Here is a 21,717-nt window from a genome sequence, read left to right on the forward strand (position 1 = left end):
ACTTTGATACTCAGCCCTGCGGGCAGGATTATTTCCCGCCCTTTGGTGCAAAAAATTCGTGTTTGTCGTTACCACCCGATTTCAGGTAGGCAATCAGGTCTTTTAACTCTTCTTCGTTTAAACTATTAATTAACCCGGGAAGCATAACCGAAACCGACGAGTATTTACTTGAAACGACATCTTTTTTAGGAAGTTTTTTCAGTACATCAGGTGCATAAGGGTTCTGCGATACAAAGTATGCGTCTTTGTCTTCGTTTACTAAACGCCCTACTATTGAATCACCGTTTTTCAGGATAAACTGCATAGCTGCGTATTGGTCTGATACGGCTTTACTTGGGTCAATAATCGCTTCCAGAATATCTCTGTTAGAAAAACGCGACCCTAATTGTGTTAAATCGGGGCCAACGTTGCCGCCTTCTCCGCCCAGACTATGGCAACGCACACAAGTAATGGCATTATACATATCTTTGCCTCGCTGGAAATTACGATTCGTAAGACCTGATTCTACTACCTGCACGGCATCATCAAGTTTCCAGTTTTTACCCGGGCCTTTCGGATAATTCTGAATAACCAAATCATTGCCCGAATTGCTCAGGAGTGTACCGCCCGAAAGTTTATCATAGTGCGTAAATTTATCTTTTGGCACATGAGCCAAAGCCAGTTTTCTGGCTCTATCGATGAACCCGACATAGCTTACCCCTCCGCGATAATTAAACGCATTACGGAACCAGTTAAAGTATTTATCTTGCAACTGGGGTGTCCAGCCTTTTTTAGCAGAACTTAGCACAGTGGCAAAATAGGTTTGCTGCAATGGTGGTGTTTTTTCGAGCATTTTGGCAATATCAAGCCCATATTGCGGGTTACGCATAATTAAATCGGCCGATGAAGTGGCGGTTTCTCCTCCTGCCAAAGCTCCTGCTTTCTCTTTTTTATCTAATAATGCTACGAGTTTTGGCACAATACCGGGGGCATCCAGATACACCAGAATCCGGCTTAGTAGTTTATCTGTTTCAAAGTCCTGTGTCGGGAACAACGGATTCAGGTATGCTACTACTTTAGGCTTAATGGCAGCACCCGGCTCACCCATACGACAGAAAACGAGTTCAAATGCACGTAATAAATCTATACGTTGACTGGCAGACAAGGCCGAAAGGTTAACACTTAATAAAGATTTCAGGATATTATCTTTTTGCTCAGGTTTACCTTGACGAGCCAACGCCATCATGACGTTAGTAATAATAATAGGGTCTTTTTCGGCAAGGGCTTTTTCCTGCCATTCGCTTACAGGCTGATGCTCTACGGCTAGTCTGGCAGCATAACGAACAAAGCGGTCGGGGTGCTTTAACTGAGGCCATGCCGCAGGAATAGCAGCACTGTTGGCTTCTCCGTGAAATGCCTCCAGTTGGCGTCTGAGGGTATTTTCTTTGGTAAGCGCAGTAGCTATTGAGACATCGGTACTTTCGGGGCCGTTATAGTATACCCTGTAAAGGTCTGACTCTAACCTGCGCCCGCCTGTCATGAAATACAAAGCTCCGTCAGGGCCAATGGCTCCGTCGGTAAGCGGTAAAGGCATACCTGATAAAAACTCGTCTCTTTCGGCAGTATAAGAAGCACCGCTTGGTTTCAGGTGAAGTGCATGCACAATACCAAAACTCCAGTCGAAAGCTAATAATACATTTTTATATTTTGCCGGAAACTTGGCATCTTTTGTATAGATAAGGTTTGTAGGTGACCCCTGACCAATGTTAATAACCGGAGGCACGTTATCGGCTAATGCCGGCGACCACTTACCAGAGCCTGTTCTCCAACCAAATTCACTGGCACTTGTAGCATGGCAAATGCGCGTAGGACGATACCACGGCAGGCCGAAGTCCCACTCCATGTCGGCATCATATACAAAGAGGTCTCCTACATCATTAAAAGCCATGTCGAAGGCATTTCTATACCCTGCGCTTACCATTTCCCAGTGTTTACCTTCGGGGTCTACGTTGGCTATCCATCCACCGGGTTCCTTACGGTCGTTGGCATGGCCACGGGGGTCTTTTATGAGCGGAAACAACTGGTCATACTGCCAGTTTGAAGGAAGCCTGTATGCATCCATCTGAGGGGCATCTGTATGGTTTCCAGAAATAACATAGATTGACTTTTTATCGAACGATAAAATTACACTGTGTGGGCCGTGTTCGCCATCTCCTTTTAGTTCTTTTAACAGCGTAACCTTATCAAACTGGTCGTCGCCGTTAGTATCCTGCAAACGATACAAGCCGCTTTTTCTGGGGAATTTATCGTTGCTATGGTTATTCATCATCACATAAAGGCTATTGAAGGCATAGAGTAAGCCTTGTGCATTGCCTAACGCAACTGTATCATTCTGAACGATAAGTTTTTCTACTTTAGGAGCAGTACCTTGCCCAATGGCAGGAATCGTGAGCCTATATAAAATTCCATACTGGTCAGAAGTAATCATGCGGCCTTTATCGTCGAAAGTCATTGAAACCCAAGAGCCTTGTTTATTTTCAGACGGGCTATATAAGTGTTCAATTTTAAAGCCCGGCTGAAGTTTAATTTTTGCTATTTTGGGGTTATCCTCAATGGTATCGGGGTTTTCTTTCAGGCTTGTGTAGGAAGCAGCAAACAGAGATACCCCTACAATAGCAGCAAGTAGCTTAAGGGTGTTTGGTTGAGCGTGCATTAGTGTATATTTTAGGATTGAATATGATTAAGAATAAAATCTGCTTTTTTTGGGGTCTGGTTAGGCAAACTACCCCAGATCAGCTTTAATAGTCAGGTTATGATACGGAAGGGCTATAAACCTAGCCCTTTCCGGTTAAAAATACTTTCAGGTTGTGGTATACCTCCCGATAAAATAGCTAATACATTTTTTACGGTTGATACACACATATTTTTGTAAGTGGTAGCTGTGAGGCTTCCTACGTGTGCCGTGATAATGGTTTTCGGATGGCTTAACAGAGGATCGTCTGGTGCCGGAGGTTCTACGTCTAACACATCAGCCCCAAAACCGCTGATTACCCCTTTGTTCAGGGCTTCAAGCAAAGCCGTCTGGTCGAGCAAGGCCCCTCTGGCTGTATTAAGTAAAATAGCCGTAGGTTTCATGAGGCTCAATTCTTTTGCACCAATCAGCTTTTTGGTGTCTTCAAATAGTGGCAAATGTAAAGTAATAATATCTGACACCTTCAACACCTCTTCAAAGGGCAAGGCTTCATAGGCTGATTCTACCGAAAACTTATCCCAATAGACTACCCTCATATTGAAGGCATCGCCGAGTTTGGCTACCCGTTTGCCAATGTTGCCCATGCCAAGCACCCCTAAGGTTTTACCTGATAGCTCGTCGCCCTGAAACTGGTTCCGCCAATCCCAGTTGCCAGCTTTTACCTGCCTTGCCGACTCGTACAGATTACGTTGTAGCATCAGCATCAGAGTAATGGCGTGTTCGGCAATGGTACTGGAATTAGACCCCGGGGCATTTACTACTTTAATGTTGCGGCTGGTGGCCTCGTTTACGTCTACGTTATCGAGCCCTACGCCACAGCGTGCTATTACTTGCAGGTGGGGGCAGGCTTCCATTAACTGTTTATTACCTTGCCCTTTGCCTCTGGTAATAACGCCATGTATGGTATTTTCTGACAGAATATCGGTTAAAGGTTTATTTCCGTAAGCCGTAAAAATTTCTATCTCACCCGCCGAAGCTGCCTGATTCAACAAATCCATCGCTTCGTCGGCTACTGTTTCTAATAACAATACGTTTTTTTTCATGTTCTATCGTGATATAAAGTAGCATCGGCCGATTTATACCCTCTGAAATCATTACGCCCCGATACATAGATTCCGGCTTTATATAACTCGTCTTCAAAAATTTCAGGGGCAATCTGGCTTCCGGGTGCCGACGATATTTCTACAAGATTACCTGAGGGGTCACGTACAAACATCTGCATGGCACCATCGGGTAGCTGGCGTACTTTACCCCATGGAGTAATATCAATTACGCCTAATTCTTTCATGCGATAAAATATGGTATTGAAATCATCGACCTGCACACATACGTGTCCTCTGAACGAATACGTATCTTCCCATTCTGTCAGGTGTAGTTGTTGTTCTTCATTAAATTTAAAGAAAGCGGTAGGGTAGTCGAACAAAAAAGCGGGTAAGGGTTCAAGACCCATTTCTTTTTCGTAAAATTCGCAAGCCTCTTCAAGGTTGCTTACTATCAATGCCACATGGTTTATTTTTACTGCTTTTGCCATTGTTTAGTATAGTTAAATAGGTTTGTCAATTAATAATAATGGTGCCCGAAAGCTGCCAAGCAGCGGTTAGACCTGCTGCTTAAACTCTTTCACGAAATCCCAGTTAGGGGTTAGTCCCAACCCTGGCGCCGTAGGGGCATCAATCATGCCATCAACTGCCTGTATTTTTTCATTTACGAGGTCGTACATCATGGGGTTGCCTCCTAGCGAAAACTCAATGATTGTAGCCGCCGGTGCGGCAAAAGCTACATTAACCCCCGCCATGAACGAAAAAGCCGAACCCCAGCAATGAGGGGCCAGTTCAAGCTGGTGTGTATGTGCCAGATGCGCTACACGCATGGCTTCCGTGATGCCTCCGATAATGGCCGAGTCTGGCTGAACTACGTCTAAGGCCCGTACTTCGATTAAATCGCGCACATCGAAAGCGGTATATTCGCTTTCTCCGGCAGCAATCGGAATAGAGGTTGATGCTCTTACCTCTGCCGTGCCATGTCGGTTATCGGGGCTGATAGGCTCTTCAAACCAGTAAAGGTTACAATCTTCTACGGCCCGACAGAACTGCTTGGCTTCAGGCACGCTGAATGTACCGTGTGCATCAGTCATTAATTTAATATTTTCTCCTAAGGCTTCTCTGGCTGCTTTCACACGTCTTACACTCTCCTGCACAGTTTCGTCCATTACACCTACACGCATTTTTACACCCTGAAAGCCTTTGGATACATAACCTAATAGCTGCTCTCCGATTTTTTCAGTACCGGCCCAGCCACCACTGGCATAGGCGGGCATTTTTTCTCTGCAAGCTCCGCCCAATAGTTCTACTACGGGTACACCCAATGCTTTGCCTTTTAAGTCCCAAAGGGCAGTATCAACGCCACTCATAGCCGAGATTGTGAGCCCTCGCCGACCTAATATCGGAAACTTCCGACCTCTTTTCAGGGCGTAGTGGTCGCGGGTTCCGTTGTAGATATGCTCCCAGATTCGGGTAACATGGCGAGCATCTTTCCCTATAAGTAAGGGTTTTATTTCGTTCTCAACACAACTTACAATTGAGGCACATACGCCCGACGAGCCAACGGCTGCTTTGGCTTCACCAAAACCTTGCAGGCCAGTGTCGGTTGTTACTACAACGAGTGTCATATCGAAATCAGTCAGAAGACCATAATCAGAAAAATGCTGTTTTTCTTTAGGTATAGGGCAACGTAGCCAGAATGCTTCTACATTTGTTATTTTCATTCAGAAAGAAGGTTAATAGGTTGGTGGCTGTTTACAATGTAGCCATTTACAGGTATATTTTAAAAAGGCGAACGAAGCCGCTCGCCTGTAATAAATCAGATAAGAGGCCTTAGTGTTTCAATTGATTTTCTGGTAAGCATTGCATAAAACTCTTCTGTTACAGACGAGCTTCCGTGGTCTTCCAGAAACTTCTTTTGTTCGGGGCTTAATCCTTCGGGGGTCAGGTCAATAGAATTCGGGTAAGGATTTGCCGGAGTTCTGTCTAAAGGAGCGCAAAACTCTACCGAAAGCACTTTATCATATTCCACTTCACGCAGGGTTTCAATAATTTTTGGCCAGTTGATAGTACCCATGCCCGGAGCCATACGGTTACTGTCAGCCACATGAAAACCTACCAAACGGCCTTTAGCGCGGCGAATAGCATCATAGGTATTTTCTTCTTCAATGTTCATGTGGAAGGTATCAAGGCATACACCACAATTAGGGCCTACTTCCTGTGCAAGTGCCAGAGCTTGGTCGCCACGATTAATAAAGTATGTTTCAAAACGATTAATAGGCTCGATACCTATCAGAATACCACAACTTTCGGCATAATCATATACTTCTTTCATACTTTCAACGGCCCATTTCCACTCTTCTTCGGGGCGGCCATCGGGTATAATTTTGCCTACTGTACCCGGCACAACCGACACCATTTGCCCTTCAAGTTCTTTTACCATTGTTATGACATCTTTCACATATTGGATTGATTTCAGCCTTTGAGATTTGTCTTTAGCCAGTAGGTTTCTGTCTTCCAGCATCAGGGTTACCGAACCCCAACATTTAAGGCCGTGGTCTTTGAGTAGTTTACCGATTGTTTTGGTGTCGTATGCTTCTGGGCTTCCGGCTATTTCGAGCATATCGTATCCCATTCCGGCAATTCGTTTAATAGTAGTCTCTATGGATTCTGCCCGCATCCAGTTGTGAATTGAAATTTCCATTTTAAAGCTTGTAAGGGTTGAATGTTTCGCTGAGCATCGGCTATGATGCGTCAAGGCAAAAATAACAGTATTTGTTTATGTTTTGTGATTTTCAAAGATATTATTTGTTTCTTCCAAGTACCTCAAAACACACAATATATCTTTTGTAATACTGCAAAAAGCGCAATTAGTACCTCTGGTAAAGACAGTTTTTTATGAAAGTGAAAGAATCAGGCAGAAAGCCAATTACTGAATCATGATAGATTCGTTGATGATTTCGTGGATACGTTTGCGGATGCGCAACGTATTGATTTTATTGTTGGAAGAAACCGGAAAAACTCTGTTGGATAGAAAAATGAAAATCAATTCGCGGTCGGGGTCTACCCAAACCACGGTGCCTGTAAAGCCTGAATGCCCATAAGTATTTAGCGAAGCTGTTGAACCAATAATGGGGCTATCGTTAGGATAGGCTTTGTCCCAGCCTAAGCCCCGATGGCTTTTTTGGGTATAGTTTTTAGCAAAATGCCTGACTGTTTCAGGAAAAAGATAATTCCGGCCTCCATAAAAACCATTCTGCAAATTCATCTGAAATAGCTTTACTAGGTCGGTAGCCGTGCTGAACAGCCCCGCATGGCCCGACACCCCTCCTAATAGTGCCGCGTTGGGATCATGTACGGTACCCTGAATCTGCGAAGCCCTGAAAGTAATTTCGTTTTCGGTGGGGGCTATCTGATTTTTAGGGAACCTTTGCAAAGGATTAAAAAGCGTCGATTTCATGCCGAGAGGCTCATATAAATTCTGCTCCAGAAACTCATCTATTGGCTGATTAGTTACACGTTCAACCAGTTTCTGGAGTATTATCATCCCCAAGTCGCTGTATGTGAAACGGTAGCCTCCTACTTTGTCGTAGATATTAATAAGTTTAGATTGTACTACCCATTTCCAGACCGAATCTCTAATACTAGGCTTTATATACAGGTTACCAGCTACCTGCAAGTCTGGTGGAGTTTTCAGGCTGTCATAAGCAAAGCTGTAATAGTCTGTCTTAAAGATTTGGCCCGTTTTGGTTTTCTCCCAGAATGGAACAAAGGCCACTAAACCAGCCTGGTGCATGAGTACATCCGAAACCAGCATATTTTCTTTGTTAGAACCCTTTACTTCGGGCAAGTAAGTAACAATTTTTTCGTTCAAATCTACCTCTCCTCTTTCGTTCAACATCATCACTGCTTGCAGCGTAGCCGAAACTTTGGTCATAGAGGCAATGTCATAAAGTGTCTGGTCGGTTACGGGTTCATAAACGCCATAACGCAAGTTTCCGAAATTACGATTATAAACCACTTTACCCTGACGCGCCACTAATACCTGACACCCCGGAAATGCTTTGTTATCGATGCCTTGCTGCACTATCTGCCCGATTTCCTCCAGTTTCTGGCCGTTCATTCCCACACTTTCGGGTGTACCGAACGAAACCCTCCCCAGACGTGGAGTTTGTATGCCATTTCCTACTTTTAAATCGGATGCAACCGTTACCGGAAGCCTTCCTTTAGCGGGTAAAGCTCCGAACAAAACCTGTGGTACTACTTTATGAGAAGCGGGGTCATCTTCATACCCGCAAACCAACGTTTTTGATGAGCCATAGAGCTTTAAGCCATAGGGGTTTCCGAAGGCACAAACCACTACATTTGTCCGCTGGCTTAGCTGATTAATAAAATCGACTGTTGCCGGCGAAACACCATAGTTACGTTCGCCTTTACTGTTCATGCCGTGTACACTCACTACCACTACTTTATATTTGGCGGCTTCATCTAACACCCAAGCTACGTCTTTGTCAGAGCTAGGTTTAAAAGGCACAACAAAGTGCCTGAAATTAGCGTATTGGCTGAGGGTTTTCTGGAAATCATTTTCGTAGTCGGCACTAATGGCCACAGAAGCAAATGTGGTAGTATCCAGATGAATAAAAGGCAAGAGGTTATTCTGATTTCTGGCAATGGTTATTGCCTGCTCAAATAATTCTGTTTTGAGGTCACGGGCTTGTTTGCCATTTAAATCGCTGCCCAAGCCTGCTATCTCAACAGGTTTATATTTATTTAAGCCTGCCCAGTATTTTGCTTTTAATATTTTTTTCACACGGGCATTCAGTATTTCTATCTGAATCTGCCCTGACTCTACCGCCTGCTTTATTTTATTAAATGCCGCAGGTAAGTTACCTGTTTGCAAAAGCACATCGTTACCAGCCATAAAAGCCAGCAACTCGGGTTCGCCTGCCTGCAACCCTTGTGTAATACCCCGCATATTGAGGGCATCGGTTACAGTAAGGCCCTTAAAGCCCATCTGGTTTTTGATGGTTTCTGTGACAATTTTTTCAGAAATAGAGGTAGGAGTAGAGCCGCGCGGCTCTAGTGCCGGAACAAACAAGTGGCCTGTCATGACGGTAGCGATGCTGTCAGCAATTAAACGACGAAACGGGTATAATTCTACCTCATTTAGCCGCGCCATTGTATGGTTAACTACGGGCAAAGTGCGGTGCGAGTCTTGGTCGGTATCACCATGCCCCGGAAAATGCTTGGCACTACCCAGAATATTATATTTTTTCATGCCACGCACGTAGGCAATACCTTTTTCGGCTACATTTATCTGTGACTCTCCGAACGAACGGTAGTTGATAATCGGGTTATCGGGGTTAGTGTTGACATCGACAGATGGAGCAAAATTGATATGAATACCCATTCTTTTACATTGCCGACCGATTTCCTGCCCGAATTTTTCGACATAGCTGTTATCCTGAATTGCCCCGAGCGTAATTTGTTTCGGGAAATCAATGGCACTATCGAGCCGCATTCCTAAACCCCATTCGGCATCAATGCCAATCATTAATGGAATGCGCGAAATCTGCTGATAACGGTTGGTTAAACGAGCCTGACGATATGGCCCACCCTGAAAGAAAATAAGCCCGCCGATACGATACGTAGCAATGCTGTTCTCAACCTGCTGATAGTACTTTTCTGTGCGGTTCGAATAAGTAGCTATCATAAATAGCTGGCCTACTTTTTCGTCCAGCGACATAGTAGCAAGCAGGCTATCGGCCCACTTTTCTTGTTGAGTTTGGTAGTCTGAAGGTTTGGGCGATAAAATAAATGAACTAAAAACAATAACTAAGCTCAAAGCAAAAGCCCCTGAAACAATTATCTTCCTCACAAGCACGATTCCTGATTTTTTAATTTTTAACGCCCGACCGAGGCTTTTATTTTCATACTGCTTATAAAGGTATCAGTTGATTTTAAAACCTGATATTCGTATAATAGTATTTTAATTTTTTTTTAATCAATTTCAATAACTACGTCATCGGTAAGCGGATGCGAAACACAGGTAAGCATAAAGCCCTGCTGAATTTCTTTTTCGGTCAAGCCTTCGTCTTCGTCCATTTTTACTTTACCTGATACACATTTACCCATACAGGCGGTACACATACCTGCCTGACACGAATACGGTAAGTCGATGTCGATATCAAGTGCAGCTTCCAGAATAGTTTCATGTGGTTTTACTTCAAATTCGTATTCGTCGCCATCATAAATTACTTTTACCTTACGGGCTTTGAGTGAATCGTCGTTTTCTTGTATATAAATTTCGTCAAGCATAGGAGCGTGGAAATTCTCCCGATGAATCTGGCTCTTTGAAACGTTGTAGATATTTAAACCTTTAATAATATCTTCCATCATACCCTCAGGGCCGCAGAGGTAAAACTCGTCTTTCGAGAAATTCGTGTAAGAATCTTTCATGAAACGAATACCAATTCCTTGACTGATACGGCCTACTTGCCCCACCCATAAATTAGAGGGCTGCGAAAGAATATAATGGACTATCAGGCGGTCTTTGTAGGTATACTCTAATTCTTCTATTTTATTTTTAAAAATGATGCTTTCTTCGGTGCGGTTACCATAAACCAATGTTACCCGCGACTTTGGCTCCATTTTTAATATCGACTTCGCAATAGAAAGAATGGGTGTAATGCCACTTCCGGCTGCAAAAAGTACCAGATGTCTTGTTTTGTCGGCGTCGGGTTCAACAAAGAAATTACCTAGTGGCTCAACCACTTCCAGAAAATCGCCAACTTTTACGTGGTCGTTCAGATAGTTAGATACCAGCCCACCTAAAACTCTTTTAACTGTAATGCCTATGGCGGTATCGGTATGGGGCGAAGTAGACATCGAATAACTACGACGCACCTTTTTTCCGTCGATAGGAACAATTACGGTAATAAACTGCCCTGCTTTATATTTTATCTGCTCGCTGAGCGGATGCCAAAAATAAATAGTTACACAATCGGGGGTTTCTTTTACAATTTCTTTAACCTGAAGAAAATATGTTTTTAATGCCATTTCGTTTAAATTGTTGGTAAAGCCTGCGGCTTTACCAAAGAACTTTTAATTTTCAATAATAACTTTCTTGATTACTTCTCGTTTAGGCGTAATTACTTTTACTAAATATTGGCCGCGAGAAAAATACCTGATGTCGAGCACTTCCTGCTGGTATCCTCCGGTGGCTTTAAGTTTACGCTCTCCTACTATCATGCCTTGCATATTGATTAATGAAACATTAACCGGATTATTGACCTGAGCATAAAACTCCACAATGATTTCATGGCTTGTCGGGTTCGGAAAAGTACGGATGTTTACTTCTTCTTCCAGAGCCAGAATATTATTAATCTGTACGGTGGTTTGTGCCTGTCCTGTACAGTTATTGTTGTCGGTAACCACTACGGTATAAATACCCCCCATGTTAAGGGTTGCTCCGGCAATAGTAGGGTTCTGCTCGCTCGAAGTAAAAGACTCCGGGCCTGACCAAGTATATTTTACTCCGCCTGTACTAGTCAGTTTTATACTTTCACCTACATTGAACGGCCCCCCATTACTGGCAGTAGCAGCTACTTTTGATGTTTGTAGCAATAGTTCGTTCGATGAAGAACTAGTTTTGCAACCTTCTATGATACAAGTTGCCGAAAACGTTGTGGTATTTTCAAGCGCAACGGCTAATGTTTTTCCTTCTTTGTTGTTCGACCACTTCACCGAACCGTTCTCACAACCCAAGCCTGTAAGTGTAAATGTTTCGCCTACGCAGGCAATCATTTTATCGGCTGTAATTAAAGGGGCTGTTACTTCTGCTATCTTTACTTCTACTACGTTTTTACTTTCTACTACGGGCGAGGTCGATACCACTTTTATGCGGTAATTTCCGTTTTCTATTGCCTGTGTCGTTTTAACGTTAATGGTTTTTCTGGTGTCTTTTCCTAGCTCGATAGCGTTATCGAAGTTGCCGTTTTTATCTGACAACAACACTTTGAAGCTATTATCAAGATTAAAATTAGGACCACTGGTATTAACCGATACCGAGAAGGTCTGCCCCGCACAGAAGCTATTCAGGGCTAATGGGTTTATTTCAAGCACAGGTGGCTCGTCAAGCCCGAAACGGCCATTTTCGGTCAGGTAATTGGTATATAAATCTACGGTTCCACCTCTGCCATCTTCTAGTTCTTTGTTTGCACCCCAGAATACAATTACCCCACCTTTCGGATACGGAATCAGGCGGTAGTCGCTATAAAAAGTAAAATCTTTAATCGAGATACCCTCATCAACAAACCTGTGCATCCCGTTGTTATCAAAATGCTGTACGGTTAGTTCATAGCCAATGTCTTTAGGTTTTAGCCATAGCGTATAAACGCCGTCTTTACCATCAGGTACTAATTTATTAGGCAAACGATACGGTTTATCTGACCTCGGCACAAAGGCATCCTTTTTCCAGATTATGGTTCCATCGGCAATAATTTTAGCTATCTGAAAAGGTCTTAGGCGGTCAGCCGTTTCAAGCCACGTTGCAATGCCCCCGCCGTCGCTTGTAGGCACAACTTGTATATCAAAGGTATGTTCAGACCCCATATTCACTCCGTTATTTCCCCATTTCGACGCACCCGTTATATCTACTTTATGTGCATATACAAATTTTCTGTCATCAACAGTAAGCGTTCGGCCAATAACTGCGTTACCTTCGGCATCAGTTTTAAAGAGGTCAATCCGTGAATTTCCACTGAACTGATTCTGGTAAATAGCTTTCGGTGTCGGAATAAGCGGTGTGTTATTAGCATCAAAGGTTTGAAACAGGTAATCGGCCTGATTGTCTTTGATGAGGGCTAGAAACCTGCTGTTTTTTTCATCATATATAACTTTATCTTCCAGCCGATTGTTCTCAAATAATTTCTTTTCTTCTTCTATAATTTTACCTGAGTAATCCAGTTTTTTGGTATAAACCGTATTGGTAGCAGTTTCGGTGTTGTAATGATTAAAAAACACCAACAGTTTATCATTTTTGAGGTCGATTAAATCGAAAACATCATCGTAGGGGTCAACGGTAGTTAGTTCACGGTCTGATACTTTTACACCTTCGCTGCCCCATGAGAGGCTTCCGTCTTTAGAAACGTGTTGAGCAAAAAACTGGCGATGTCCCTGATTGTTGGGGTCGGGTAGCAAGTGCCAAGCAACAAAAGCACCACCTTTGCCATCAGGCTTAATTAAGCGTTGGGTATAGATAATGGCATATTGGTCAATTACTTTTCCGATTCGGAGGCCGTCTTTTTCCCATTGAGCTATTCCTTTCTCATTAAATTTCTGCACATATAACTCAATAACACCTTTTCTGTAATCAGACCACACATAATAGCTGTTGCCGTCTTCATCAATAGAATAAAGCACTGCGGCCTGAAAATCAGGTGCGGCGCATACAGGTACGGGCGTAGTATCATTGAGTTTCCACTGGGCTATTCCTGACTGAAAAGATAGCAGGAACACCACAAGCCCAAAAAGTTGTTTTAATTTCATTTTATCTAATGGGAGGTTATATCAGAATACGGAAAAGTATCTACAAAAGTAACTTCTTCTTATCAGAAGAACTAATTTTCAATGATTTAGCATAAAAAAAAACGAAACAATTGCTTTTTTTTAAAGAAATCTCTAATTTTGCAGCCCCAAAATACCACCCTCGTAGCGTGGCCCGTTAGTTCGAGGGGCTTTTTGAATTTAGAGAAGTAACTGTTTCCGGAGTTGCTATGTGTTGTTTCAACACCTCATAAATTAACGAAAAAAAGTTATTATACTTAGTTCGAGCTTTGGGGGCAAGAATAAAAGTGTGAATAACATGAGCTTTTTTCAGAACATAATTTAACATTTAAAATTGTGAAATATTTAAGTTACAAAACGATTATTGCTAATAGCGGAACCGTTAATAAAGAATGGGTAGTAATAGATGCTACTGACAAAGTTCTGGGTCGTTTGTGTAGCCAGATTGCGAACATCATTCGTGGCAAACACAAAACAAATTATACTCCTCATGTGGATTGTGGCGATAACGTGATTGTTATCAATGCAGAGAAAATCCGCCTGACCGGAAAGAAAATGACTGATAAAGTTTATACACGCCACACTGGCCACCCTGGTGGACAACGCTTTGCTACTCCTCGTGAGTTAATGGCAAGAGATGGCCGCCGTGTAGTAGAATATGCCGTAAAAGGTATGCTACCGAAAGGTCGTTTAGGCCGCCGTTTGTATACAAACCTATATGTATATGAAGGGCCTAACCACCCACATGCAGCTCAATCACCAAAAACTATTGAACTGTAATCTTTACAAATAATAATATTCAGAATATTTTCAAACATCCTATATAATAATGCAAGTTATCAACGCAGTAGGTAGAAGAAAAACAGCCGTAGCCCGTATCTACATGAAAGCGGGTAATGGAGCAGTTACTGTGAATGGTCGTGAATTAAAGGAGTATTTCCCTTCTGAAATTCTTCAAATCGTTTTGAATCAACCATTTTCGGCAGTAAACGCTACTGGCCAGTACGATTTAAAAGTAAATGTACAAGGTGGTGGAATTGCCGGACAAGCAGAAGCAGTGCGTATGGCTATTGCTCGTGCTTTGTGTGAAGCAAACATCGAAAACCGCCCTGCTTTGAAAAAAGAAGGGTTCCTGACTCGTGACTCTCGTATGGTTGAACGTAAAAAATACGGTCGCCGTAAAGCTCGTAAGAGATTCCAGTTCTCGAAACGTTAATATTTCGATTCTTTACGAATTACATCTCTTTGTTGCAGCCGTCTGCTGCCAATTGGGTGTAATTCGTAAATTATTTTGTCCAGACAGCACTTACAGTGATGCCGACGTGCTGTGCTGCGTATGTTAGTTTTTTAATTTTATTAATTTTTCATTTTACCAAAAATGGCACAATTACAGTACAAAGACCTTCTGGATGCAGGTGTACACTTTGGTCACCTTACCCGTAAATGGGATCCTAAAATGGCTCCGTATATCTTCATGGAGAAAAACGGTATCCATATCATTGACCTTAACAAAACTTTAGCTTGTTTGGAAGAAGCACAACAAGTAGTAAAAGGAATTGTTCGTTCTGGTCGTAAAATCATGTTTGTAGCTACCAAAAAACAAGCACAGGAAATCGTGGCAGAAGAAGCAAAACGCTTAAAAATGCCTTACGTTACTGAGCGTTGGTTAGGTGGTATGTTAACAAACTTTGCAACAATCAAGAAATCATTGAAAAAGTTGCAAAACGTTGAGCGTATGTTGAAAGATGAAGCAACAGCTGGCAACATGGCAAAACGCGAACGCTTAATGCTTGACCGCGAGCGTATCAAACTAGAAAGATTATTAGGTGGTGTTGCCGACTTATCAAGACTTCCGGCTGCTTTGTTTGTGGTTGACGTAAAACGTGAACACCTTGCCGTAGCAGAAGCACACCGTTTGGGTATTCCGGTTATTGCAATGTGCGATACCAACTCAAACCCAGAGTCAGTTGAATATCCGATTCCGGCCAATGATGACGCCTACAAATCAGTTGCTTTAGTAACCCTTGCTTTAGGAAAAGCTATTGAAGAAGGTATCATGGAGCGTAAAATGGATAAAGATAACGCCGCTTTACAAGAAGAAGAAGAAGCAAAACGCGCAGTAGATGAGGCACCAGCAGCAGTTGTTGCTGAAGAAGCCGCTGCTCCGGTTGCTGAATCAACAGAAGAAGCATAATCTTTAAACAGATTAAATATATAAAAACCCGAAACAGCCGTTTCGGGTTTTTCTTTTATCGGGCAAGCATCAGAATATAATCATGAAACGGCTCCCCTCCCCTACCTTCGACGATACCTTCAGGTTTCCACCGTGCATTTGCATGATTTGTCTGGACAAACTCAGGCCAATACCAGAGCCTGTTTTCTTGGTAGTATAAAACGGAATAAATATTTTCTCGAGCGCTTCGGGTTCTATCCCACTACCGTTATCGGCTACTTCAATAATTTTTCTTTCATCAAGCTCATATACCTTGATTTTTATTTCAGGGTTTAAGCGGCTTTCTATCGACTCAATGGCATTCTTAATAATATTTATCAATACCATTGCCACTTGCTCCGTATCGGCCATTAACTCAAAGTCTTCCTTGAAATCCGTTTTCAGGTTAATCTGTTTTTCTTTCAGTTGTGGCTGAATCAGATTTAGTACATGGCTAATAATTGCTTTTGATGTTGTTTCTTCAAAAACAGGTTTCGGTATACTGGTAAACTCACGGTAAGCATTTACAAAGTTCATAATTCCCTTGCTTCTGTTTTCAATGGTAAAGAGCGCTTCTTTTAAATCGCTTACTGTTTCCTGAATTTCGTTTTTATCAGAAAGGTCAATTTCAATGATTTCTCGCATGGTACTGGCCAGCGACACAATAGGCGTAACCGAGTTCATGATTTCATGCCGCAATACTTTTGTCAGGTTTTGCCACGCTTCCAGTTCTTTTTGTTGAAGTTCTGACTGAATATTTTGCAGAGATATAAGTTTAATTACACGCCCCCGAAGGCTCACCGTAGCGGCATTGATAGAAATCTGTTTTTCGTTAGAGGTCTGGTACAATGCCTTACTACCTGAAGGAATTGTTTTTAGTATTTCATATAATTCGGCATGAGGAGTTTTAAGAAGCTCGTTGATGTTACGTAAACGATAAATGTTCAGAATACGAAAAGCAGCATTATTAATAAGCTCTATGTTACCCGAGGAATCGTACGACAGAAGCCCTACATTTACGTGCTGCACAATAGTATTGATATAATGCAGATTGGCTTCCTTTTCGGCTCTGGCCTGACGAAACGCCTCTAACACGCCGTTAAATTGCTGGTTTACTTCTTCAAAACTTTTACCGAGCTTATTATCTGAGCGAAATTTTACGGTAAAATCTGAATAACGAACCGACTCAAAAAAACGCGCCAGTTTACGATTAATTGAGGTAGTATAGACAAACAACCAATACAGAACTCCTACTGATAAAAGACCGAACAAGCTAACGGCAGACCATTGATTATTCAGAAAAAAATAAATAGTTGCCATCAGGGTCAGGCATAAAATCCCAAGCCGCCAGATGATACCAATTGAAAAATGCCTCATGAAAGTGAAATACGTGTTTGCCTGTAATTACTAAAGAAAAGTGCTTGTGCTAATGATTCTAAAAATAATATGTGTAAGTTAGAAACACGATTTGAAAAATAGTGTCATCTCACAAAAGAATTTTTCTCAAATTTCGTTAAATACTGGATAAAACAATAAATAAAATGAAAACCATTCAAATAAATAAAAGCATTATTGCCATAATTCTTTTGGCAATTGTGCTACCCGCCTGCACTGCCTCAAGAGATTTTTTGTCGGACAACTTCGAGAAAGTAAAAAATACTCATCAGCGAATAGCCATATTACCTTTTGATGTGCAGTTTTCAAACCCTGCCAATCGTAAGCCCGACGGCCGTACACAACGTTTTTTCAGCCAGCAGGAACGCGAAGGAAGCCTTGATACCCAAAAAGAATTATTTACTTATGCCGCCAAACAAATAGAAAAAGGCCGGTATGAATTAGCCATTCAGGATTTCTCAAAGACAAACAAGATTCTGGCCGATAATGGAATCAGGTTGGAAGATATAATTTTTCAGGACAAATCCCAACTGGCTCGCCTTTTAGGGGTTGATGCCGTTATCTGGGGGCAATTGAGCATTACTATTACCCAGCAGAACCGCTACTCAATGATGCCCGCTTATATGGGGAACGATGGCGTAGAAACAAACGTAAACCTGTATGATGCCGCAAGTGGTGAGCTACTCTGGAAAACCCATTTAACCCAACGCCCTAACAACCGTATGGATACCCCACACCACCTGACCAACCAGTTGCTTGCCCAAGTAGCTAAACATTTGCCTTATCGCACGAAATAAGTGGATTATTACAGTAAATTTTTCTAATTTCGCACTCTCAAATTCCGCCTTGGCTTTAAAGCAAAGCAAGAAAAAAAATTATTAACTAATAGAATTCATAATTAGTATATGGGAAGAGCGTTTGAATTTAGAAAAGCTCGCAAAATGAAGCGTTGGGGGCAAATGGCCAAAACATTTACCCGTATTGGTAAAGATATAGCTATTGCTGTAAAGGCAGGCGGCCCTGACCCAAACAGCAACTCTCGTTTAAGAGCTATCATCCAGAATGCCAAGGCAGCTAATATGCCTAAAACAAACGTAGAAAACGCTATTAAAAGAGCGTCTTCAAAAGAACAGGAAGACTACAAAGAAATGGTATATGAAGGGTATGCACAACATGGTATTGCCATATTGGTTGAGTGTACTACTGATAACACCAATCGCTCGGTAGCCAATATCCGTAGTTATTTTACTAAATGCGGTGGTAGTTTGGGTACATCGGGTATGTTAGACTTTATCTTCGACAGAAAATCTGTATTCAAGATTGCCAATAACGACAAAATTGATGTAGAAGAGCTAGAACTGGAACTGATTGACTTTGGCGCAGAAGAGGTCTTTCTGGATGAAGAAACAAACCAGATTAATATCTATGGCGAGTTTACAGCCTTTGGAGCGATTCAGAAGTTTCTGGAAGAAAAAGGGTTTGAATTACTGCACGCTGACTTTGAGCGGATTCCGACAGATATGAAAACCATTACAGAAGAGCAAGCGGCCGATGTTGAAAAACTGATTGAAAAACTGGAAGACGACGACGACGTGCAAAACGTTTATCATAACATGATAATTGCCTGATTGTTCCTGATTTATTTGTATATATTCGTCAGAATCTTTTACACAGGTTCTGACGTTTTTATTTATCCACTCTCATTTATACCTCAATAATGCTACTTTTTCTTTATCCTTATATCCAATTCTTCCTTATGACACTAGCCGACTACACAATTACTTTATCTAAAGACGAATGGCAGCCGCTTGATACGTCTTACTTCAAGCACTCAACCACCGGAGAACAAGCCCCGCAGGAAACTTTTGTAAAGTTAAAATATGACGACCAATACCTGTACGTAGACTTTGAATGCAAGCAGAACCCCTTCTGGAAAGAAAACACGTATACCGTTCATAATACCGAATTGTATAATCAGGAAGTATTTGAAGTATTTATTGCAGAAGGAACCGAAACTCCAAGCCGCTATCTGGAACTGGAAATTAACCCCAATAACGTTTTATGGATAGGTAAAATTCATAACCCAACCAAAGGGCAAGGCGGCGGAAATTCGGCCGAAATGATAGGCTACGAGCAGTCTGGTATTAAACATAGCATAAAAACTAATGACGACAGCTGGAGTGGCTCACTGCAAATTCCGTTGGCATTAGTTGGGCCACAGCAAACCAATAACTACCGTATTAATTTTTACAGAATTGTTTCTTTAAAATCGCATAAAAAGAGTAATTGGGTATGTAACCCTAAAGAATGTAATTTTTTATGTTGGAGCCCTACCATGAGCGGCAAAACACCGGCATTTCACCGACCTGAGTATTTTGGCAAAATGTTGTTAAAATAATGTTTGGGGCATTTATTTACTTTGCCCCAAACATTAATACACCACAATAGCTGTATCAGTAGAAATAACTTTTTTATGGGGGTTATTCAGGAACTGATAAATAAGGGTATCGCCCTCTTTTCTGATTAAAGGCCCATGCGAACGCCCTTTAAAAAGTACCCGCTGGCTGTTAGGCATAAAATGATGCAGCATATCATTATAGATAGGGCGCGTAGCGGGGTCAGAATCTCCGGCTCCTAAAAGTACAGGTACTTTAGAATAAAAAGGCATTTTGGTTGCGGCAATAATGGGTGGCACTTTCCAGCAATCACACATGGCCCTGTATACATCGTTCACATAAAAACCTGCGCCTGCCATGTAAGGATACAACTGGTATTGCTGCTTAATAAGGGCGTCGCGCGCGTAAGCCATTTTATCAGAACAATACACCGACAAACGCATCCCCGACGGCCCACCACCATTAAAAATACCATCCAGAAATTCTTTTATATAAACCTCATGATGCCCTTTTATCATTTCTGAAACTATAAAAGGAATCTCTTTGATTCGTGAAAAGTCGAACAAAACCCCTTCCAGAAAGCCAATCAGTTCGCTCTGTGAATAGTGGATAATGAGGCTATCTTTTGCATCTTTTGGCAAATATTTAATCGTAAAATCTTTTCCGGTAATAGCCGTAAAATATTGCTTATAGCTATGTTGAAGCTCTCCATACGGCAACGTGCTTGTGCTACTGTCGGCTTCATATTTTGCCAATACTGTATAAAGTGCTTCGTTAAAGTTTACGAGTTCTTCTTCATCAATGTTAACAAATTCGGGCAAAGGCGAATCCAGAATTAAAGACCTTATGCCCGAAGGGTAGTTTTTGAGTACAGTTGGCATAAGACCACCACTATAAGAAATACCGAACAAGTTTAAAGAGTCAATTTTTAGAGCCTTACGTAAATCTTCTATGTCGGCCGCACTTTCTACCGTATTATAGGCCGTGAGGTCTATGCCCTGCGCCAGCAGTTTTGCTCTGCATTGCTTTACGCCCGCTTGTATCATACTATCTTTAGGCAGGTTATAGATAAAGGCTTTTTTGAGGGCTTCGCCTACTTCATTACAATCCAGATTCGGCACAGCAAAATGAGTCCCCCTTTGCTCAAAAACAATCAGGTCACGGTCTTTAATCAGAGAACGATGATGCGCCGACCCAATAAAACCCAACGAACTGCTTCCGGGGCCTCCGCCTGTAAAGAGTACAGGGTCTTTCTTTTTAGCCGGATTGCTGCTTTCAGCAATAATAAAAGGTAGTTTAATGTTTTTTCCGGCAGGTTTGGTTCTGTTTTCGGGTACTATCAGATACCCGCAAATGGTTTTCAGACTGCTATCGGCTTTGAAAGCACAGGGGCAGGGTTCAATTGCTGGTTTATAAGTAGCTCTTTTTTGGGCAAACGAAACTTTAAACGCAAAAAAATTAGTGGCAAGAAGAATAATTAAAAGCCTTTTCATAGATATGATGTTATAAGTTTTCAGCAAAACTATGGGCTTTCTAAATGAAATTTTAGTAAAAAACGGACAATTTACAGGCCATTATCAATTAGTTTGCTGCCTGTAAACTTTATAACTTCTTTGTAAAAATGGCTCATATCGTAATAACCAAAATCATAAGGGCTAAAGTCAGCTTTATGGCTTACATATTTTTGCAAGGCTTCCCGTACTCTTATCACTGAAAAATAGTTTTTGGGCGTAGTGCCTACTACATGATTAAAGTATCTGTACAAGGTTTTATTTGTAGCAGATACCTCGCTGGCTATCTCACTATTTCTTGATTCCATGTTACTGGTTTCATAAGCCTTAATTGCACGTTGCACAGTTTTAAAATAATGCTCCTGCCAAGAACGGCGTTGTTTAATTTGAAGGAAAAAACCTTGCAATAGCATTACCCTCTCCTCAAAATTATCAATCCGTTTGAGGTCCTGAATAATTGAAGAGGGTATAATATGCGACAACCCGATTAATTCACTACCCAGACAACCTTGCTTAATCCCAAAAATGCCCTCAAAGCCACCCGCAGAAAACTTAACGGTAAAAATATGGTCGGTTGGTAAATTCCGACGTTCTACGATGGTATTTCTTAAAAGTAAAACATCTTGGTTTGGCTGTACAACATAATGCTGATTAGCTATGGACAATTTATAGGGTGAGCCAAGATTAAACCAGATGGTGGGTGTCCAGCTAGGAAAAAGCTTTACACTGAAACTTTCGCCAGCCAAATATTTTTCAGTAGCTGAACACGAAGATTCTGAAAAGAATGCTATGTATTCGGCGAGTTCCTCGCAAGGAGCCTGATACTGGTATATCTTATGAATATTATCAAAGATTTCGACCATAG

17 protein-coding genes are annotated in these 21,717 nt (G+C 41.8%); 6 read left to right on the forward strand and 11 right to left on the reverse strand.

The genetic code is table 11. The features are described from left to right. Positions 1 to 28: 28 nt before the first annotated feature. From WAA15_RS05925 to WAA15_RS05960, 8 genes are all read right to left on the reverse strand, one after another. Positions 29 to 2,692, reverse strand: a complete 2,664-nt coding sequence (locus tag WAA15_RS05925; RefSeq protein ID WP_337041685.1) for a c-type cytochrome — start codon at positions 2,690 to 2,692, stop codon at positions 29 to 31. Positions 2,693 to 2,805: 113 nt separating this feature from the next. Next, complete coding sequence (locus WAA15_RS05930; RefSeq protein WP_337041686.1) at positions 2,806 to 3,774, reverse strand: 2-hydroxyacid dehydrogenase; 969 nt, start codon at positions 3,772 to 3,774, stop codon at positions 2,806 to 2,808. Further along, complete coding sequence (locus WAA15_RS05935; RefSeq protein ID WP_337041688.1) at positions 3,771 to 4,262, reverse strand: VOC family protein; 492 nt, start codon at positions 4,260 to 4,262, stop codon at positions 3,771 to 3,773. Before WAA15_RS05935 ends, WAA15_RS05930 begins: the two co-directional genes overlap by 4 nt. A gap of 66 nt (positions 4,263 to 4,328) precedes the next feature. Continuing rightward, positions 4,329 to 5,495, reverse strand: a complete 1,167-nt coding sequence (locus tag WAA15_RS05940; protein WP_337041689.1) for a mandelate racemase/muconate lactonizing enzyme family protein — start codon at positions 5,493 to 5,495, stop codon at positions 4,329 to 4,331. Positions 5,496 to 5,590: 95 nt separating this feature from the next. Beyond that, entirely contained in the window at positions 5,591 to 6,475 is an 885-nt protein-coding gene (locus WAA15_RS05945) for a sugar phosphate isomerase/epimerase family protein (RefSeq protein WP_337041690.1), read from the reverse strand. A gap of 225 nt (positions 6,476 to 6,700) precedes the next feature. Further along, complete coding sequence (locus tag WAA15_RS05950) at positions 6,701 to 9,649, reverse strand: glycoside hydrolase family 3 N-terminal domain-containing protein (protein ID WP_337041691.1); 2,949 nt, start codon at positions 9,647 to 9,649, stop codon at positions 6,701 to 6,703. Between the two features lie 122 nt (positions 9,650 to 9,771). After that, positions 9,772 to 10,830: a ferredoxin--NADP reductase gene (locus tag WAA15_RS05955; RefSeq protein WP_337041692.1), complete on the reverse strand. Its 1,059-nt coding sequence runs from the start codon at positions 10,828 to 10,830 to the stop codon at positions 9,772 to 9,774. Between the two features lie 45 nt (positions 10,831 to 10,875). Continuing rightward, a complete protein-coding gene (locus tag WAA15_RS05960) occupies positions 10,876 to 13,320 on the reverse strand; it encodes a T9SS type A sorting domain-containing protein (protein ID WP_337041694.1) in 2,445 nt (814 codons plus the stop codon). Positions 13,321 to 13,674: 354 nt separating this feature from the next. Between WAA15_RS05960 and rplM the strand changes: the two genes are divergently transcribed. From rplM to rpsB, 3 genes are all read left to right on the forward strand, one after another. Next, the gene (gene rplM / locus WAA15_RS05965) at positions 13,675 to 14,118 is read left to right on the forward strand and encodes a 50S ribosomal protein L13 (protein ID WP_337041695.1); all 444 of its coding nucleotides are present in this window, start codon (positions 13,675 to 13,677) and stop codon (positions 14,116 to 14,118) included. A 49-nt stretch (positions 14,119 to 14,167) separates the two neighbouring features. Continuing rightward, a complete protein-coding gene (gene rpsI / locus WAA15_RS05970; protein ID WP_337041696.1) occupies positions 14,168 to 14,554 on the forward strand; it encodes a 30S ribosomal protein S9 in 387 nt (128 codons plus the stop codon). Positions 14,555 to 14,716: 162 nt separating this feature from the next. Then, entirely contained in the window at positions 14,717 to 15,532 is an 816-nt protein-coding gene (gene rpsB / locus WAA15_RS05975; protein ID WP_337041697.1) for a 30S ribosomal protein S2, read from the forward strand. Positions 15,533 to 15,601: 69 nt separating this feature from the next. Here the strand turns inward: rpsB and WAA15_RS05980 are convergent, their stop codons facing one another. After that, positions 15,602 to 16,927 carry a sensor histidine kinase gene (locus WAA15_RS05980; RefSeq protein WP_337041699.1) on the reverse strand — a complete coding sequence of 442 codons (1,326 nt, stop codon included), beginning with the start codon at positions 16,925 to 16,927 and terminating at the stop codon, positions 15,602 to 15,604. Positions 16,928 to 17,091: 164 nt separating this feature from the next. On the opposite strand from WAA15_RS05980, the gene WAA15_RS05985 reads away from it, so the two are divergent. From WAA15_RS05985 to WAA15_RS05995, 3 genes are all read left to right on the forward strand, one after another. Next, positions 17,092 to 17,742: a hypothetical protein gene (locus WAA15_RS05985; RefSeq protein ID WP_337041701.1), complete on the forward strand. Its 651-nt coding sequence runs from the start codon at positions 17,092 to 17,094 to the stop codon at positions 17,740 to 17,742. A 108-nt stretch (positions 17,743 to 17,850) separates the two neighbouring features. Continuing rightward, on the forward strand, positions 17,851 to 18,573 hold the full coding sequence (locus WAA15_RS05990; protein WP_337041702.1) for a YebC/PmpR family DNA-binding transcriptional regulator: 723 nt from the start codon (positions 17,851 to 17,853) through the stop codon (positions 18,571 to 18,573). 89 nt (positions 18,574 to 18,662) lie between these two features. Continuing rightward, on the forward strand, positions 18,663 to 19,343 hold the full coding sequence (locus WAA15_RS05995; RefSeq protein ID WP_337041703.1) for a carbohydrate-binding family 9-like protein: 681 nt from the start codon (positions 18,663 to 18,665) through the stop codon (positions 19,341 to 19,343). Positions 19,344 to 19,376: 33 nt separating this feature from the next. Here the strand turns inward: WAA15_RS05995 and WAA15_RS06000 are convergent, their stop codons facing one another. Both WAA15_RS06000 and WAA15_RS06005 read right to left on the reverse strand, forming a co-directional pair. Continuing rightward, a complete protein-coding gene (locus WAA15_RS06000) occupies positions 19,377 to 20,834 on the reverse strand; it encodes an alpha/beta fold hydrolase (protein ID WP_337041704.1) in 1,458 nt (485 codons plus the stop codon). Between the two features lie 71 nt (positions 20,835 to 20,905). Then, positions 20,906 to 21,715: a helix-turn-helix domain-containing protein gene (locus WAA15_RS06005; protein WP_337041706.1), complete on the reverse strand. Its 810-nt coding sequence runs from the start codon at positions 21,713 to 21,715 to the stop codon at positions 20,906 to 20,908. Positions 21,716 to 21,717: the final 2 nt, after the last annotated feature.

Source organism: Emticicia sp. 17c (genome assembly GCF_037153985.1).
GTDB lineage: Bacteria > Bacteroidota > Bacteroidia > Cytophagales > Spirosomataceae > Emticicia.

Coding starts and splice junctions, on each gene's coding strand:
- rpsI (WP_337041696.1), top strand. CDS start 14,168: ATGCAAGTTATCAACGCAGTAGGTAGAAGAAAAACAGCCGTAGCCCGT.
- WAA15_RS05935 (WP_337041688.1), bottom strand. CDS start 4,262: ATGGCAAAAGCAGTAAAAATAAACCATGTGGCATTGATAGTAAGCAAC.
- WAA15_RS05985 (WP_337041701.1), top strand. CDS start 17,092: ATGAAAACCATTCAAATAAATAAAAGCATTATTGCCATAATTCTTTTG.
- WAA15_RS06000 (WP_337041704.1), bottom strand. CDS start 20,834: ATGAAAAGGCTTTTAATTATTCTTCTTGCCACTAATTTTTTTGCGTTT.
- WAA15_RS05925 (WP_337041685.1), bottom strand. CDS start 2,692: ATGCACGCTCAACCAAACACCCTTAAGCTACTTGCTGCTATTGTAGGG.
- WAA15_RS05955 (WP_337041692.1), bottom strand. CDS start 10,830: ATGGCATTAAAAACATATTTTCTTCAGGTTAAAGAAATTGTAAAAGAA.
- WAA15_RS05980 (WP_337041699.1), bottom strand. CDS start 16,927: ATGAGGCATTTTTCAATTGGTATCATCTGGCGGCTTGGGATTTTATGC.
- rpsB (WP_337041697.1), top strand. CDS start 14,717: ATGGCACAATTACAGTACAAAGACCTTCTGGATGCAGGTGTACACTTT.
- WAA15_RS05940 (WP_337041689.1), bottom strand. CDS start 5,495: ATGAAAATAACAAATGTAGAAGCATTCTGGCTACGTTGCCCTATACCT.
- WAA15_RS05960 (WP_337041694.1), bottom strand. CDS start 13,320: ATGAAATTAAAACAACTTTTTGGGCTTGTGGTGTTCCTGCTATCTTTT.
- WAA15_RS05930 (WP_337041686.1), bottom strand. CDS start 3,774: ATGAAAAAAAACGTATTGTTATTAGAAACAGTAGCCGACGAAGCGATG.
- WAA15_RS05995 (WP_337041703.1), top strand. CDS start 18,663: ATGCTACTTTTTCTTTATCCTTATATCCAATTCTTCCTTATGACACTA.
- WAA15_RS05945 (WP_337041690.1), bottom strand. CDS start 6,475: ATGGAAATTTCAATTCACAACTGGATGCGGGCAGAATCCATAGAGACT.
- WAA15_RS06005 (WP_337041706.1), bottom strand. CDS start 21,715: ATGGTCGAAATCTTTGATAATATTCATAAGATATACCAGTATCAGGCT.
- WAA15_RS05990 (WP_337041702.1), top strand. CDS start 17,851: ATGGGAAGAGCGTTTGAATTTAGAAAAGCTCGCAAAATGAAGCGTTGG.